Annotated in this window: 14 protein-coding genes; 5 read left to right on the top strand and 9 right to left on the bottom strand. The window is 63.2% G+C overall.

The features are described from left to right. Positions 1-171: 171 nt before the first annotated feature. Positions 172-759: a glutathione binding-like protein gene (locus tag NCR98_RS14105; protein WP_244828970.1), complete on the bottom strand. Its 588-nt coding sequence runs from the start codon at positions 757-759 to the stop codon at positions 172-174. A 155-nt stretch (positions 760-914) separates the two neighbouring features. On the opposite strand from NCR98_RS14105, the gene NCR98_RS14100 reads away from it, so the two are divergent. Continuing rightward, on the top strand, positions 915-2,051 hold the full coding sequence (locus tag NCR98_RS14100) for a GGDEF domain-containing protein (RefSeq protein ID WP_250526463.1): 1,137 nt from the start codon (positions 915-917) through the stop codon (positions 2,049-2,051). Positions 2,052-2,056: 5 nt separating this feature from the next. Here NCR98_RS14100 and NCR98_RS14095 read toward each other — a convergent pair whose 3' ends face one another. Continuing rightward, positions 2,057-2,767, bottom strand: coding sequence for a GntR family transcriptional regulator (locus NCR98_RS14095; RefSeq protein ID WP_250466325.1), 711 nt, complete (start codon positions 2,765-2,767; stop codon positions 2,057-2,059). Between the two features lie 156 nt (positions 2,768-2,923). On the opposite strand from NCR98_RS14095, the gene NCR98_RS14090 reads away from it, so the two are divergent. Both NCR98_RS14090 and NCR98_RS14085 read left to right on the top strand, forming a co-directional pair. Next, positions 2,924-4,198 carry a glucarate dehydratase family protein gene (locus tag NCR98_RS14090; protein WP_250526462.1) on the top strand — a complete coding sequence of 425 codons (1,275 nt, stop codon included), beginning with the start codon at positions 2,924-2,926 and terminating at the stop codon, positions 4,196-4,198. A 32-nt stretch (positions 4,199-4,230) separates the two neighbouring features. After that, positions 4,231-5,574, top strand: a complete 1,344-nt coding sequence (locus NCR98_RS14085; RefSeq protein WP_244828966.1) for an MFS transporter — start codon at positions 4,231-4,233, stop codon at positions 5,572-5,574. 689 nt (positions 5,575-6,263) lie between these two features. On the opposite strand, the gene NCR98_RS33320 is transcribed toward NCR98_RS14085, so the two are convergent. The 6 genes from NCR98_RS33320 to NCR98_RS14050 form a co-directional block, all read right to left on the bottom strand. Continuing rightward, entirely contained in the window at positions 6,264-8,576 is a 2,313-nt protein-coding gene (locus NCR98_RS33320; protein ID WP_284503847.1) for a hypothetical protein, read from the bottom strand. A gap of 714 nt (positions 8,577-9,290) precedes the next feature. After that, the gene (locus NCR98_RS14070; RefSeq protein ID WP_250526461.1) at positions 9,291-9,620 is read right to left on the bottom strand and encodes a hypothetical protein; all 330 of its coding nucleotides are present in this window, start codon (positions 9,618-9,620) and stop codon (positions 9,291-9,293) included. A 24-nt stretch (positions 9,621-9,644) separates the two neighbouring features. After that, positions 9,645-9,902 (bottom strand): hypothetical protein, encoded by a 258-nt coding sequence (locus NCR98_RS14065; RefSeq protein ID WP_250526460.1) that lies wholly within the window; start codon positions 9,900-9,902, stop codon positions 9,645-9,647. A gap of 115 nt (positions 9,903-10,017) precedes the next feature. Beyond that, positions 10,018-11,814, bottom strand: coding sequence for a thiamine pyrophosphate-requiring protein (locus NCR98_RS14060; RefSeq protein WP_250526459.1), 1,797 nt, complete (start codon positions 11,812-11,814; stop codon positions 10,018-10,020). An 83-nt stretch (positions 11,815-11,897) separates the two neighbouring features. Next, a complete protein-coding gene (locus tag NCR98_RS14055) occupies positions 11,898-12,197 on the bottom strand; it encodes a DUF6723 family protein (RefSeq protein ID WP_244828959.1) in 300 nt (99 codons plus the stop codon). Positions 12,198-12,266: 69 nt separating this feature from the next. After that, positions 12,267-12,443: a hypothetical protein gene (locus tag NCR98_RS14050; protein WP_250493000.1), complete on the bottom strand. Its 177-nt coding sequence runs from the start codon at positions 12,441-12,443 to the stop codon at positions 12,267-12,269. Positions 12,444-12,649: 206 nt separating this feature from the next. Here NCR98_RS14050 and NCR98_RS14045 point away from each other — a divergent pair, with 206 nt between their 5' ends. Further along, positions 12,650-13,906, top strand: a complete 1,257-nt coding sequence (locus NCR98_RS14045) for an MFS transporter (protein ID WP_250526458.1) — start codon at positions 12,650-12,652, stop codon at positions 13,904-13,906. 11 nt (positions 13,907-13,917) lie between these two features. Here NCR98_RS14045 and NCR98_RS14040 read toward each other — a convergent pair whose 3' ends face one another. Beyond that, the gene (locus tag NCR98_RS14040; RefSeq protein WP_250467693.1) at positions 13,918-14,271 is read right to left on the bottom strand and encodes a Rieske 2Fe-2S domain-containing protein; all 354 of its coding nucleotides are present in this window, start codon (positions 14,269-14,271) and stop codon (positions 13,918-13,920) included. Positions 14,272-14,653: 382 nt separating this feature from the next. On the opposite strand from NCR98_RS14040, the gene NCR98_RS14035 reads away from it, so the two are divergent. Continuing rightward, entirely contained in the window at positions 14,654-15,703 is a 1,050-nt protein-coding gene (locus NCR98_RS14035; protein WP_250526457.1) for a Gfo/Idh/MocA family protein, read from the top strand. Position 15,704 lies beyond the last annotated feature (1 nt).

The following is a 15,704-nucleotide window of genomic DNA, read 5'->3' as shown; positions in this document are numbered from 1 at the left end:
CAACGCGTTCATGCGCGCCGCCCCGGTGTGTTGGTGGCGATGGCGGAAAGGAGCATGGACGAAGTGTTTCGAGAGCGGAGTCGCCCATCTTCGCCTTGCTTGCGGTCATCGCGAACCGATCATTTCAACGATGCTTCTTACCTGATTTCGTATTTGGTTAGATGGTCAGGTTCAAAGCGAAATGCCTTCGTGTTCGAGGGCGAGCTTGACAGCAGGCCGCTCGCGCATGCGCTCGTAGAACGCTTTGAGCTTTGCCGGCACTTCGATGCTCATCTTGTTGGCCCATGTCAGCATCGTGAAAAGGTAAGCATCCGCGACGCTTGCGGATTCCCCGAAGAGATAGTCGCCCTTCATCATCTTGTCGATGAGCGTAAAACGCTGGCCGATCTTCTCGCGCGCCGCCGACGCTTCCGCATCCGATGTCGGGCGGAACACGCGGCCGAACTGCTTGTGGATTTCGGTCGAGATGAAGGCGAGCGTTTCGAGCAGACGCGTGCCGCCTTCATCGTCGGATGGTGCGAGGGCGGGCTTCTGACGCGCGACCCACGAGAGAATCGCGATGTTTTCGGTCAGACGGCGGCCATCGTCCAATTCGACTACCGGCACGTAGCTTTTCGGGTTGATCTCGTCGAATGGACGGCCGTCTTCAGTCAGCTTGGTCTTCAGATCGACCTTCACGCGTTCGAAATCGAGCCCTGCCTCGTGCATGGCAATGTGATCCGCGAGACTGCATGCGCCGGGTGCGTAATAAAGTTTCATCGTGTGCCCCTCCTTGGTTTCGTTGATTTGGCGTCTTGAAGGCGAGCAAGGGTTATGCCGCGCGAAAACGTCGCGCCGTGGCTCAAGTTCCACGATTTGGCTGCCGATATACCGGTGTCCTTCTCCCTCGCGCGCGCAGGCCGCGTCGCCCGGTCATGTTCCCCACACCCGACACCGAAACCCTACGTCTTTGCAGCGTGCTTTCGAGCAGCGCGTTCGGACTCGTCTTTGCGCTCGTGCGCTTCGAACCGCGCGCGGAACGCTACTTCGCGCACTGGTCGGCGAGCGCGTTTCTCTATGCGGCGGTTCTGGTCGGCTTCGAGTTTTGGGAAGACCGTTTATTCCTAGATGGCCTGCTGCTGGGCGGCCTGGCGGCGAGCAATATGCTGCTGATCACGGGCATGCGCGCGTTCGACGGCAAGCCGCCTTTTCGCTGGTGGATGCTCGCGCCCATTGCGGGCTCCGTGCTGGTCCACGTGCTTCCCACGTTGACGTTCGGCGCGCGGCCGGCCGTGTTCGCCTGGACGCGCGCGGGCGATACCATCGGCATCGCGATATCGGCGCTGATCGCGGGCGCCATGCTCGTGTTGGACGCGCGCCGCCTGAAGATCCGGGGCGGGCGCATCGCCGGTCTTGCGATGCTCGGTTATCTGCCGGGTTACGCGATCACGCTCGCGGCATTGGCGTGGGGCGACTCGCGCGTGAATTTTCTCGCGGTCATTCCAATGCTTTCGGATCAACTGCTTCTGGCCGTGCTCAATCTTGGCCTGCTCGCGATTCCGGCGGAGCGCGCGCAGCAGCGTCTGCGCGACGCCGCGTTGCGCGATCCGCTGACGAGCGTATGGAATCGCGCGGGCTTTGAGCAACACGCGCGGCCATTGATCGCACCGGGCGCGACCATCCTCGCCATCGACCTCGATCACTTCAAGCAGATCAACGACCGTCACGGCCATCTCGCGGGCGATAACGTGCTGATGGAACTGGCGCGGCTGGCGGGCGCGGAAGTCGGCTCGCTCGGCGGCGAGTTCGGGCGGCTGGGCGGCGACGAGTTCATCGCGATCCTGCCGGATTGGCGCGCGCCTTATGCACAGGCGTGCGCCAACCAGATTCATCGCGCGTGCCGCTCGTTTACGGAAGGCATGCCGGAATGGACGATGAGCATCGGCGTCGCGCAGGTGAGCGAAGGCGAGCAAGGCTTTCAGGATGCGTTGCAACGCGCGGACAAGGCGCTGTATCGCGCGAAGGTCGCCGGACGCGACAAGCTGACCGCTATCGGCGACGCGTGCTGGTAGCGCGCTCAGTCGTCCGCAAGAAAGGTCGGATGACGCGTGCGAATCTGATCGATCTGATGCAGCGTGCCGGACAGATGCTTGCGCAACGCGGCGTCGGCGGCTTCGGCGTCGCCATTCGCGATGGCATCGACGATTTCGGTGTGATCGCGCACCACGGCAAGCGTCTTGCCCTCGACGGGCAAATGAAGCCGCCGCAACCGGTCGATATGGCCGCTCAACCGGCGCACCAGATCCCACAACTGCGGCACGCCGGCGGCTTCGTACATTTGCCGGTGAAACGCCTGGTCTTGTAGCGAGAACTGCTCGTAATTCTTGAGGTCGCGCAGCTCCATCTGCTTCTCGATGGTCGTGCGCAGCCGCTCCACCAACTCGGCATTGCGCGCGTTCGCCAGCGTGCGCACCACTTCCAGTTCGATCGAGCGGCGCAGGAAATGCGCTTGCAGCGCCGAAGTCACGCTGATGCGGCTAACCACGGTGGCGTGCTGCGGGAAGATGTCGACGAGACCTTCCTCGCCCAGCTTCATCAACGCGTCACGCACGGGCGTTTGGGAAAGGCCATAACGCGCGGCGAGATCGGCGCGCGACAGCACCGTGCCCGGCGCGAGTTCGAGCGAAAGAATGCGCGCGCGCAACTGCTCGAACACTTGCGGCGCGGCGTGGCGCGACCGGTCGAGGCCTTGTCGGGTTGCCGCAGCCGGGGCGTCGATGAGTTTCATGGCGGACTGTTTGATTGCGATATTCGCGATTTTAAGGCCTGCAAGAGCGATTTCCGGCCGCATGGCGCGGCAGCGACGATGGGTACTTTCCCCACTGACGCACTAATATATTAGTGTTTATGATGCGGACATCGATTCCACTCCCGGATGATTCCCATGAGCCGCAGCGTCACCATCACGCAAGTCCGCATCACGCCGATCGCCTTTCGCGACGGTCCGCTCCTGAACGCGGCCGGTATTCACGAGCCGTGGGCGTTGCGCGCCATCGTCGAACTGGAAACGAGCGACGGGCGCGTCGGTATCTCCGAAACTTATGGCGATGAGCCGATGCTGCGCGTGCTGGAACAAGCGAAGGAACTGGCCATCGGCCTCTCGCCGTTTGAGTTGAACCGCATGGAGGAGCGCGTGCGTGCGAGCATCAAGCCAAGCCCGGGCGCGGTGGAATTCGAACTCGCACCCGGCTCGCACACGGCCAAGAACGCGTCGAAAGTGATCAGCACGCTGGAAGTCGCGATGCTCGATCTGCAAGGGCAAATGGTCGGCGCGCCTGTCGTCGATCTGCTCGGCGGCAAGGTGCGCGACACGGTGCCGTACAGCGCCTATCTCTTCTTCAAGTATGCGGAACATATCGACAAGCCGTATGCGCCGGATGCCTGGGGCGAAGGCATCAGCCCGCAACAGATCGTGGCGCAGGCGCGCCGCATGATCGATCTGTACGGCTTTCAAAGTATCAAGCTCAAGGGCGGCGTATTCGAGCCGAAGCATGAAATTGCCTGCATGCGCGCGCTGTCCGAGGCTTTTCCCGGCACGCCGCTGCGGCTCGATCCGAACGCCAACTGGACGCTCGAAACGAGCATCGAGGCCGCGCCCGAACTCGACGAACTGCTCGAATACTACGAAGACCCGTGTCCGGGTCTCGCAGGCATGGCGGAACTCGCCAAGCACACGCGGTTGCCGCTTGCGACCAACATGGTCATCACGACTTTCGACGACTTCCGGCGCGGCTGCGAAATGGGCTCGGTGAAGGTGCTGCTGTCGGATCACCACTACTGGGGCGGCCTGCGCGCGACGCAGACGCTTGCACGCATGTGCGCCCTGTGGGAGCTTGGCATGTCGATGCACTCGAACTCGCACCTGGGCATCAGCCTGATGGCGATGACGCATGTCGCCGCGAGTATCCCCAATCTCACTTATGCATGCGACACGCATTATCCGTGGCAGGAAGAGGAAGTCATCAAGGGCGGCCGGGTGAAGTTCGATAACGGCGCGGTGCGCGTGCCGACGACGCCGGGCCTCGGTGTCGAACTGGACCGCGACAGGCTCGCGGAACTGCATGAGCAATATCTCTCGTGCGGCGTGCGCAATCGTGACGACCTCAAGCAGATGCGCAAATATCAGCCGGAATTCACCGGCAAGAATCCGCGCTTCTGAGCGGCACGCACGATCAACGAGGAGACAAGCCCATGAGCAGTTCGACGCCAGATCGCGCGGATGAACCGACGAATCCACTGACGAGCGCCGTCAGCAAGATCAAGTGGCACATCCTGCCGCTCTTCGTCGTGATGTTCATCGTCAATTACATCGACCGCGTGAACATCGGTTTCGTGCGTCAGCATCTGAGCGCTGATCTCGGGATCGGCGCTGCGGCTTATGGACTGGGCGCGGGCTTGTTCTTCGTGAGCTATGCCGTGTTCGAAGTGCCGTCGAACATGCTGTTGCAGCGCTTCGGCGCGAAGGCGTGGCTCACGCGCATCATGATTACTTGGGGACTGGCGGCGGTCGGCATGGCTTTCGTGCGCGGCGAGACTTCGTTCTACATCATGCGCCTGGTCCTCGGCGCGGCTGAAGCGGGCTTCTTTCCCGGCGTGGTGTTCTACTTCACGCGCTGGCTGCCGAGCAATCAGCGTGGCCGTGCCATGGCGATTTTCTTGAGCGGCTCCGCGTTGGCTTCGGTGCTATCCGGGCCGATCTCCGGCGCGCTCATGCTGATAGACGGCATGGGTCTGCATGGCTGGCAGTGGATGTTCCTGATCGAAGGTTCCGCTTCCGTGGTGCTCGCGGCCTTCGTGTGGTTCTGGCTCGATTCGAAGCCGCGCGATGCAAAGTGGCTCACGCGTGCGGAGCAGGACGCGATCATCGACGAGATCGAGCGCGAACAAGTGGAACGTGACGCGTCGCATACCGTCAAGCCATCCACGTGGAGCCTGTTGCGCGATCCGCAGATTCTCATCTTTTGCCTGATCTACTTCTCCGTGTCGCTGACGATCTACGGCGCGACGTTCTGGCTGCCGAGCATCATCCGCAAGATGGGGCACTTCAACGACTTCCAGGTCGGGCTCTTCAATTCGATTCCGTGGATCATCTCCATTGCAGCGATGTACGTCTTCGCCATGCTCGCGGCGCGCTTCAAATTTCAGCAGGCGTGGGTGGCGGTGGTGTTGATCATCGCCGCGCTCGGCATGTATGCGGCGGGGCAGGGCAGCGCGGTGTTTTCGTTCGTGGCGATCTGTTTTGCGGCGATGGGTTTCAAGGCCGCGTCGTCGCTGTTCTGGCCGATTCCGCAAGGCTATCTCGACGCGCGCATCGCGGCGCCGGTCATCGCGCTCATCAATTCGCTCGGCAATCTCGGCGGCTTCGTGGCGCCCGCGACCTTCGGCTTTCTCGAGCAGAAGACGGGATCGATCGAAGGCGGCCTCACGGGGCTCGCCGCGATGTCGGTCGTGGCCGCGGCGCTCGTCTTCTTCGCGGCCATGAAGCCGCGCGATGGACGCGGCGTGATGATTGCAAAGGCGGGGCGTTCGCACTGATTGTGGCGTCCGGCGTCAGGCGATACGCGCCGCACGTCGTTTCGATTCATCGCGCGGCCTGGCAATGTTGGAATGCTTGGCCAGCGCATCGACTACGTTCGGCCATCGCTTGGCGCGTTTCTTCCGTACTCAAACCGATATGCCGATTTCGCAGGCATGTTCTAGTGCGCCGCCGAACTTATCGGCCGACTCGCGAGCAGCTTTGTCGAGCTTGCTTTCGCTGCTCGTCCGTTGCATATGCGTCTTGCGCGCGCTTGGCATGCCTCGCGTCACGCCGAGCCTTATCCGCAGGGCGATTCGCGCGCGGATCTTTTATGCGCTTTCGAGGCATCCGATGTGGCGCGTGCTTTGATCGATTAAGCCGAGCGTCTGACAGATAGGAAGCCCGCGATCGACGTCGCGCTGGCTGCGCTCGTTGAGCATTGAGAGTTACCGGAGGGTGCAGCGTTCGCGTTGTTCTCCATCGCGCGAAGCGGGGGATGGATGGCGCATTCGATGGGGCAGATCGAGGAGGGAAGTTTGTTGCGGCCGCGGGCGGATTGCATCGGGCCCGCGGTTGTCGATTGACGTTTGAATCTGTTTGAATGCTGCAAAGGCAGCATCGGGTGCTTCTAGCGCTTTGTGTTGGCTTTGCTTTTGATTCGCGTCGACCGGATTGCGGTCCGATCGACGCGTTTGCGAAGGGTGGGTTAGCGGCCGCCTGCTCCACCACCGCCACCGCCACCGCCGCCGCCGCCGCCGCCACCACCACCGTGACCACCGCCGCCGTTGCCGTGGCCACCGCTGCTGCCCGCGCCGCCGCCATTGCCGTGACCGCCGCTGCTGCCATTGCCGTGGCCGCCGGTGCTACCTGCGCCGCCGCCATTGCCATGACCGCCATCGCCGTGGCCGCCGCCATCGCCGTGACCACCGGCGCTGCCGCCGTTGCCATGACCGCCGTCGCCGTGGCCACCGCCATCGCCATGACCACCAGCGCTGCTGCCGTTGCCACCGCCGTTGCCATGACCGCCGTCGCCGTGGCCGCCGCCATCGCCGTGACCACCAGCGCTGCTGCCGTTGCCACCGCCGTTGCCATGACCGCCGTCGCCGTGGCCACCGCCATCGCCATGACCACCAGCGCTGCTGCCGTTGCCACCGCCGTTGCCATGACCGCCGTCGCCGTGGCCGCCGCCATCGCCGTGACCACCAGCGCTGCTGCCGTTGCCACCGCCGTTGCCATGACCGCCGTCGCCGTGGCCACCGCCATCGCCATGACCACCAGCGCTGCTGCCGTTGCCACCGCCGTTGCCATGACCGCCGTCGCCGTGGCCGCCAGCGCTGCTGCCGTTGCCACCGCCATTGCCATGACCGCCGTCGCCGTGGCCACCACCATCGCCGCCGCCATTGCCATGACCGCCGGTGCTGCCGTTGCCGCCGCCGTTGCCATGACCGCCGTCGCCGTGGCCACCACCATCGCCGCCGCCATTGCCATGACCGCCGGTGCTGCCGTTGCCACCGCCGTTACCGTGGCCGCCATCACCGTGGCCACCACCATCGCCGCCGCCATTGCCATGACCGCCGGTGCTGCCGTTGCCGCCGCCGTTGCCATGACCGCCGTCGCCGTGGCCACCACCATCGCCGCCGCCATTGCCATGACCGCCGGTGCTGCCGTTGCCACCGCCGTTACCGTGGCCGCCATCACCGTGGCCACCACCATCGCCGCCGCCATTGCCATGACCGCCGGTGCTGCCGTTGCCGCCGCCGTTGCCATGACCGCCGTCGCCGTGACCGCCATCACCGTGACCGCCGCTGCTGCCGTTGCCACCGCCGTTACCGTGGCCGCCGTCGCCGTGGCCACCATCGCCATGTCCGCCGTCGCCATGACCGCCATCACCGTGACCGCCGCTGCTGCCGTTGCCGCCACCGTTACCGTGACCACCGTCGCCGTGACCGCCGTCGCCGTGACCGCCGTCGCCGTGACCACCGTCGCCATGACCACCGTCGCCGTGACCGCCATCGCCGTGACCGCCATCGCCGTGACCGCCGTCGCCATGGCCGCCGTCACCGTGACCACCGCTGCTGCCGTTGCCGCCACCGTTACCGTGACCGCCGTCGCCATGGCCGCCGTCACCGTGACCACCGCTGCTGCCGTTGCCGCCACCGTTACCGTGACCGCCGTCGCCATGGCCGCCGTCACCGTGACCACCGCTGCTGCCGTTGCCGCCACCGTTACCGTGACCGCCGTCGCCGTGACCACCGTCGCCGTGGCCGCCGTCGCCGTGACCACCGTCGCCGTGGCCGCCGTCGCCGTGACCGCCGTCGCCGTGACCGCCGTCGCCGTGACCGCCGTCGCCGTGACCGCCGTCGCCGTGACCGCCGTCGCCGTGACCACCATCGCCATGACCGCCGTCGCCGTGACCGGAGCTGCCGCCGCCATGGCCCGTGCTACCACCACCCGTGCTGCCACCGCCCGTGCTTCCACCACCCGTACTGCCACCGCCCGTGCTACCACCACCCGTGCTTCCACCGCCCGTGCTGCCACCACCCGTGTTGCCACCGCCCGTGCTTCCACCACCCGTGTTGCCACCGCCCGTGTTGCCACCGCCCGTGCTGCCACCGCCCGTGCTGCCACCGCCCGTGCTGCCACCACCCGTGCTGCCACCACCCGTGCTTCCACCACCCGTGCTTCCACCACCCGTGCTTCCACCACCCGTGCTGCCACCACCCGTGTTGCCACCGCCCGTGCTGCCACCGCCCGTGCTACCACCACCAGCGCCTACACCACCCGACCCCGTGCTCCCGCCACCCGAACTCGAACCCGACCCAGAACCAGACCCCGTACTACCGGAACTCGAGCCACCATGCGAACCAGTCGACCCCGCACCTTGCCCTCCGGTCGATCCCTGACCAGCCGCCGTTCCAGCACTAGCGGTTCCACTACCCGTGCTCGCGCCATTGCTGCTCGAAGTACCCGCAGCACCAGCGGATGTCCCGCTCCGGTTACCCGCTGGAAGTCCAACCATCCGTCCCGGCAAAACGGCGGCTTGAGCGCGCGTTTGCGGGTCCGTTGCAGCAGACACTGCCGCCGGCGCAACGCCAACGACACCATTCGCGCATGCCGCCGATGTCAGGTTATTGCAAGCCTCCGTGGCTGTCTGAGCATGTGAAAGATTCGACACCGCAGCCGCGATAACGATCACGCTAAGCTTGAGCGCCGTCCTCAATTTGTATTTGTTTGGGTTCCTCATGTCTTCCCCGTAGTTTGGCTATCGCGACGCTTCGGTGAGGCGTTTAACGCGATGTGGGGCAAGAATGGCAGTCTCAGGATGTCGTTCTGTGCGTTACTCAACCTAGCGCCGGGCGGCCATGTAGCAGGGCGTGCGCGACCTCTCAGAAAACGTTTGCATAAGCCACAAAAGACACGGTTGCAGTTACCACGTGGAGCCGATCATCAGCGGAAATTTTGCCTTGCCGCAATGGGAGAAATGCATCGATCAGCAACGGGAAAATCGTGAAAATAGTCGGCATCCTAACTAATTGGAAGCACATCGAACGCACTTATGAGCACGGTATAGCACTCGAAACGAATGCTAGTTGAAAGTTAATTCGATGGTTATCGAAAGATTCAATGGCAATCGTTATGCGGTCCACACCGCATAACTTCCTCAAGCGCGTAATAAAAAAAGCGGCGGTGTCCGAACCATCGAACACCGCCGCATTGCGCAAGCGATCGGTTATCAGAAGCCCTGTCCACCGCCGCCGTTGGTTGAAGGACTCGTTGCACCATTCGAACTACCGCCGCCCGATCCGGTTACGCGAGGCTGCATGCCGCCCGAGCCCTGATTTGTGCCACGACCCGCGGCACTCGTGCCGTTATAGGACCCACCCGTTGCCGATTTACCAGTAGTGATATCGGCGGTGCCCGAACGAGTCATATCGCTATTGACCTGTCCGGGGCTGGCCGGACCATGACTCGCACCCGGCTGTGTCTGCGCGCTTTGCGCGACCGCCGCGCCGGACAATCCCGACATGAGTGCGCATAGAACGAGTTGCTTGCTGATCTTCATGGCATCTCTCCTTTTCGATAAGACTCACGCTTCCGAATCGCGCTTGCTCGATGGATGATCGGGCCCGGCGTCCGGATCGACATCGGGATCGATATGATCGTTCTCCGGCGTGTAAGGCCCTTGCTCCGGATGGTCCTTGCCCTTCGGGACCAGCGATGCATCCATGTTTCCGTGTTCGCGCTGTTCGATCGTGCCGTCGGCCTTCTCCTTCACGTCGCCTTCGCCAGTCGCTTCGCGGCGCTGGTCCGCGCGTTCCACCGGGTCCGAAGGTTCGCTATTCATTTCTTTACTCCCGATCGAGGATCAGTGCGCCGAAGGTCGGCCGCACAGTTGCAACGGTTACACGAATAACGCAGCAACGGTTATGCCGCCGCAATGCATCACGTCGCATCGAAAGCTATTTGTCCCGATGCCCCGGCAGCACAGCGCCCAGGACTTGCCGCGCGGTATCGACGATCACGTTGCCCTGGTTTGGATCGCCCTTCAAGAGTGTGGTCGCGAACGCCTTCGCTTGCTGCAGCGTGATATGCGGCGGCAGCGGCGCCACATTGGGATCGGCCTTGACTTCGATCACGACAGGCCGGTCCGATGCAAATGCCTCATCCCACACGGCGGCCATGCGTTCGGCATCGTCTACATACAAGCCTTTGAGGCCGATCATCTCGGCGAACTTGTGATACGGCACCGATGGAATGTCCTGCGATGCCTCGAACTTCGGGTCGCCTTCCATCACGCGCTGCTCCCATGTCACCTGATTCAGGTCCTGGTTGTTGAGCACGAGACAGATCCAGCGCGGATCGGACCATTGTTTCCAGTACTTCGCCACGGTGATGAGTTCGGCCATGTTGTTCATCTGCATGGCGCCGTCGCCGACGAGCGCGATCACCGGCCGCTCGGGATGCGCAAACTTCGCCGCGATGGCGTAGGGCACGGCCGCGCCCATCGATGCAAGGCCGCCCGAGAGCGAGCACATCATGCCGCGCTTCACCTTGAGGTCGCGCGCATACCAGTTCGCGCACGAGCCGGAATCGCTCGTGACAATGGCATTCGACGGCACGCGCGGCGACAATTCCCACACGGTGCGCTGCGGGTTCACGCCGGTTGTAGCGGGCTCGAGCGCGCGCTTTTCGAGCGTCTTCCACCAGTCGCTCATCCATCCTTCTATGTCCTTGCGCCACGCGCGATCCGTCTTCTCTTCAAGCAAGGGCAGAAGTGCGCGCAAGGTTTCAGCGCTATCGCCGACGAGGTTGACTTCCATCGGGTAGCGAATGCTCAGCATGTCCGCCTTCAGGTCGATCTGCACGCCGCGCGCCGCGCCTTCCTTCGGCAGGAATTCGGCATAAGGGAAACCCGAGCCGATCATGAGCAGCGTGTCGCATCCGGTCATGAGCTTGTAGCTCGGCTCGGTGCCGAGCAAGCCGATGGAACCGGTCACGAAAGGCAAATCGTCCGGCAATGCAGCCTTGCCCAGCAGCGCCTTGGCCACGCCCGCGCCGAGTTTTTCCGCAATGGCGATGACTTCATCGGTTGCCTGCAACGCGCCCGCGCCGACGAGTATCGCGACCTTCTTGCCGGCGTTGAGCACATTGGCGGCTTGCTGCAAGTCAGCGGGATACGGCACGGTCTTCGGCGCGCGATAGCCCACGCCCGAATGCAAGGTGCCGTGTTTGCGGCCGGGCGCTTCATAGTCGAGGTCCTGCAGATCGTTCGGCAGGATGAGGGCGGTCACGCGCTTCTCGGCAATGGCGATGCGCACCGCGCGATCGACGAGATGCCGTATCTGCGAAGGCACGCTCGCCTGTTGCACGAACGCGCCCGCAACATCCTTGAACAACGCGCTCAGATCGACTTCCTGCTGATAATGGCCGCCAAGCGCGGCGCGCGCCTGCTGTCCGACGATGGCGAGCACTGGCATGTGATCGAGCCGCGCATCGTAAAGGCCGGTGATCAGATGCGCCGCGCCCGGTCCCGATGTCGCGATGCACACGCCCAGCTCGCCCGTGAACTTCGCATGTGCGGATGCCATGAACGCGGCCATTTCCTCGTGCCGCGCCTGAATGAATTCGATCTTGCCTTTCGCGCGATTCATGGCGCCGAAGACGCCATTGATTCCGTCGCCGGGATAGCCATAAATACGGCGCACGCCCCAGGCGTGCAGACGGTCGATCAGAAAATCGCCGACAGTAGTGGACATGGAATTTTTCTCCGGATGACGAAGCAAAAAGCGCACGCGTACGTCGCGATGTCGCAACGTAGCAGAGATAAAGAATGCTGCGTTTAAAGCTCGGGAACCTGCAAATCGGCCTGGACGATTTCCCGGCCGCGCAGCACGGCAGCATCTTTTGCCGTCTGCTTCGAATCGAACGGGCCAATATCTTCCGCGCCCTCGAAGGGAAAGAGCAAGCGGGCATCCGTCAAGCGCACGACTTTCAGCGTGCCGACATAACCGCCTCCCACATGCGGCCGATACGACGCGTAAATCGCGTAGTCGTCATCGGTCAAACCCGGCTTTGCATTGCGATCCTTCTTGTGCGGGAACAGCACGAGCTTGGCTCGTCCGGAAACTGGCTCTTTCATGATTCGTGGAGGTCGATGAACTTTGAAAATCCGATAAGCATTCGTTGTGCCGCATTCGAGCCGTATGGCTTACTGGCTGGCGCCGCCCGGCGTATCGCTCGCGGCCGTCGCAGGGAAGCTTGCCGCTGCGGGCGCGGAAGATGTGGGCGTGGTCGAAGCGGCTGTGTCCGTGTTGCGCTTGCAGCCGGTTATGAGCGAGACCATCGCGATGGCGAGGATGAGTGTCGGCAGGGCAGTGCGCTTCATTTCGTCACCTGGTCGCGATGGTTCGATTGCATCGTCATTGTTCGAGCAATCGGCGTACCGTCGCGGGGCGAGACGTGTCTGGCGGATGCGCGACGACCGATCACTGGCGCGAACTTTGCTCCTCGACCGCCAACTACGGGAGATCAGCAAGTGACCTGCGCTTATCCGCCTGACCTCGAACTGCCTGCATCGCGGCGGTTTATCGCGTGAAGCCGACTTTTCCTCTAATCGCCGTCAGTTTCTTTGCAGCGGATGTACAAGCCGGCGTCGGGCCGTTCCTTGGCATCTATCTGCTGGCCAATGGCTGGACGTCGGAAAAGATCGGCACGGTGCTGACCATCGCGGGCATCGTCGGCATGTTGGTGACGGCGCCCGCGGGCGCGCTCGTCGACGCCACCACGCGCCGCCGCAGCATCGTGGCCGCGGGCGGCGCGCTGACGGTGCTGGCGGCGGTGATCATCTGGCTGGGCCAAGGCTTCTGGCCTGTCACGCTTTCGCAGATCGCCACGGCAGTGGCGGGCGCCGCCATGGGACCGGCCCTGGCGGGGCTGACGCTTGGCATCGTCGGGAGACAAAACTTCGACCGGCAATTCGGCCGCAATCAGGTGGCGAATCATGCGGGCAATATTGCTGCTGCCTTGCTTTCTGGATGGCTTGGCGCGTGGCTTGGCATCGTCTATGTGTTTGCCTTGAGCGCGGCTTTCGGCGTGGGCTGCATGCTTACTGCGTTCCTGATTCCCGCGCGTTCCGTGCATAGGCATCACGCACGCGGTATTGCTCGCGATGACAACGACGACAACGCGCCGGTACAAACCGACAGCGCGAGTATCCTCGTGCGCAATCGGCCCTTGCTCCTGCTGGCCATCGCGCTTGCCGCGTTCAACCTCGGCAATTCGGCGATGCTGCCGCTCTACAGTCTTGCGGTCGCATCGACACACAAAGCGGGCGCAAGCCAGATCACGGCGGCGAATATCGTGATCGCGCAGGTCGTCATGTTGTTGGCGGCGGCTTTCGCGAGCCGTCTGACGCGGCGCTTCGGCTTCTGGTGGATCATTCTCGTCACGCTTCTGACCTTGCCGTTGCGCGCGGTGACGGCAGCGTGGTTAGAGCCGCCATGGGGCATTCTTCCCGTGCAGATTCTCGACGGCATTGGCGCCGGTTTGCAAAGCGTGGCCGTGCCGGCGCTTGTCGTACATCTTCTGCATGGCAGCGGTCGCGTGAATCTGGGACAGGGCGCGGTGCAGGGCGTTCAGGCGGCGGGCGCGTGTCTGAGTCCGCTTATTGGCGGATGGCTCGCGCACCTGTTCGGCTATCCGGTTGCGTTCATGCTGCTCGGCAGCGCGTCGGTGGCATCGTTCGCGATATGGATTGGCTACGGCGGCCAGATCCGGCAGGCATGCGACGAACGTGGCGAAGAGTTGTCGAAGCTCGCGGATGTGGATTCGTCACCGCTCTTTCGCTGATACCGCGGCCCTTAAAGCATCGCGAGAATCGTGCCGTCGTGTTCGCGCGCTTCATATGTTCTCGCGTAAGAGTCATCGCGGCACGACGATGCGACCGTCAGCGGTCGCACATGCTGACCGTTGCTATCGAAGCGCCATCCATGCGATGCGCACGTGATCAACCCGCCCGTCACGCGTCCTGTCGACAGTTCATTGCCTCGATGCGGGCAAGCATCGTCCCAGACATGGATGCCGCCTTCGCCATCGCGCCACACGACGAGTCGTCTATCTCCATACGAAACGGCGCGCGCCGCTTCGCACGGCACGTTCTCCGACGTGCACACGTGGGCCCATCCAGACATTTCCTGCAGTTTCAACGACTTCATACGCCAACGACTCTCTGTGTTTGCACGGGCAACACGCCTTACGCTTCATCCTGAGCTTAAGCGATAAGCCCAAGGGCGCCTAAGGTTATCGCGCTAATTGTCTGCAGACATGCTCCCCGAAAACGCTCACCTTTGGTCGAAGAGCGCGTCCATACGCGGAGCGTGAGCAAAACAAGCGTCATGCCGCTTGTCCTTATGCAGTAACGCTTCACGCGTTTCGAGCAGCGCATCCAATGAAGCGAAATCCAGGCAATTGAGGCGCCCAAACACACGATCCCGCAAACCCTCACCTTTCACACGTACATGAAGCGCCGCGCGGTCAAGCTGTGATACGGTTCCTGATCGATTCCACTCATTTCTCTCGTTCAAGTAAGGAGCTGCCTTGTCATCGATTCAAGCCTCATCGCCCTTGCGCCTCGGTATTCTCGGCGGCGCCAATATCGCCAGGCAATTCACGCGTGACGTGCAGCCAAGCGAAAACGTGCGCATCGTCGCAGTGGCGAGCCGCAGCGACGACAACGCAAAAGCATTCGCGGAAGCGAACGACATCGGCGCATGGTTCGGCAGCTATGAAGCACTGCTCGCCAGCCCCGATGTCGATGCCATCTACATTCCCTTGCCCAACAGCCTGCATGCCGAATGGGCAATCAAGGCAGCAAACCACGGCAAGCACGTCCTCTGCGAGAAGCCGCTCGCGTTGTCCCGCGACGAAGCCGCCAGCATGTTCGAGGCCGCCGAGCGCAACGACGTGCTGTTGCTCGAAGCCTTCCCGTGGTACTTCCAGCCGCAGACCGCGCAGATGATGTCGCTGATCGGCGAAGGCGCCATCGGCGCGGTGCGTGCCATTCAGGCGAACTTCGGCTTCACTGTCGGGAACCCGGGCGCGAACATCCGCATGAAGCCGGAACTCGGCGGCGGCGCGCTGCTCGATGCAGGCAGCTATCCGCTAAGCCTGATTCGCCTCGTGACCGGAACCGCACCGCAAAGCGTGCAGGCCGTGGCGACGTGGGCCGATACCAAGGTCGACATCAGCCTCATGGCGACGCTCATCTATGCCGATGGCCGCCGCGCGCAACTCTCCTGCGCAATGGATGGCGCGAATCATCGATATGCGACGATCATCGGTTCCGAAGGCACGATCGATACCGAGTATCTCAACCATACGAGCGATCTGACGCACGGGCATCCGTATGGCTATCTGCCGAGCCAGTTGCGCGTGCGGCGCGGCATTCCCAATTCGGTGCCGTTCGAAGTAGTGCAGGCGGACACGGGCAGCGGCTTCTTCTTCACGGCGGAAGCGTTCGCCCGCATGGTCGCCACGCACGATACGGCGGCCATCGAGTTCTACGCGCAGGCGAGTCTCGATAACGCGGCGACGCTGGCCGCTATCATCGAAAGCGCTCGCACTGGAAAGTCCGTGGCGCTCGCCTGAA

Source organism: Caballeronia sp. GAWG2-1, assembly GCF_023631405.1.
GTDB lineage: Bacteria > Pseudomonadota > Gammaproteobacteria > Burkholderiales > Burkholderiaceae > Caballeronia.
Note: the sequence above shows the minus strand (reverse complement) of the source record. Positions and strands in the feature narration are given on the sequence as shown.

Excerpts from the sequence above, each read along its gene's own strand:
- NCR98_RS14040 (WP_250467693.1), bottom strand. The coding sequence starts at position 14,271 with ATGAAGTCGTTGAAACTGCAGGAAATGTCTGGATGGGCCCACGTGTGC.
- NCR98_RS14105 (WP_244828970.1), bottom strand. The coding sequence starts at position 759 with ATGAAACTTTATTACGCACCCGGCGCATGCAGTCTCGCGGATCACATT.
- NCR98_RS14085 (WP_244828966.1), top strand. The coding sequence starts at position 4,231 with ATGAGCAGTTCGACGCCAGATCGCGCGGATGAACCGACGAATCCACTG.
- NCR98_RS14055 (WP_244828959.1), bottom strand. The coding sequence starts at position 12,197 with ATGAAAGAGCCAGTTTCCGGACGAGCCAAGCTCGTGCTGTTCCCGCAC.
- NCR98_RS14095 (WP_250466325.1), bottom strand. The coding sequence starts at position 2,767 with ATGAAACTCATCGACGCCCCGGCTGCGGCAACCCGACAAGGCCTCGAC.
- NCR98_RS14100 (WP_250526463.1), top strand. The coding sequence starts at position 915 with ATGTTCCCCACACCCGACACCGAAACCCTACGTCTTTGCAGCGTGCTT.
- NCR98_RS33320 (WP_284503847.1), bottom strand. The coding sequence starts at position 8,576 with ATGGTTGGACTTCCAGCGGGTAACCGGAGCGGGACATCCGCTGGTGCT.
- NCR98_RS14065 (WP_250526460.1), bottom strand. The coding sequence starts at position 9,902 with ATGAATAGCGAACCTTCGGACCCGGTGGAACGCGCGGACCAGCGCCGC.
- NCR98_RS14090 (WP_250526462.1), top strand. The coding sequence starts at position 2,924 with ATGAGCCGCAGCGTCACCATCACGCAAGTCCGCATCACGCCGATCGCC.
- NCR98_RS14060 (WP_250526459.1), bottom strand. The coding sequence starts at position 11,814 with ATGTCCACTACTGTCGGCGATTTTCTGATCGACCGTCTGCACGCCTGG.
- NCR98_RS14050 (WP_250493000.1), bottom strand. The coding sequence starts at position 12,443 with ATGAAGCGCACTGCCCTGCCGACACTCATCCTCGCCATCGCGATGGTC.
- NCR98_RS14070 (WP_250526461.1), bottom strand. The coding sequence starts at position 9,620 with ATGAAGATCAGCAAGCAACTCGTTCTATGCGCACTCATGTCGGGATTG.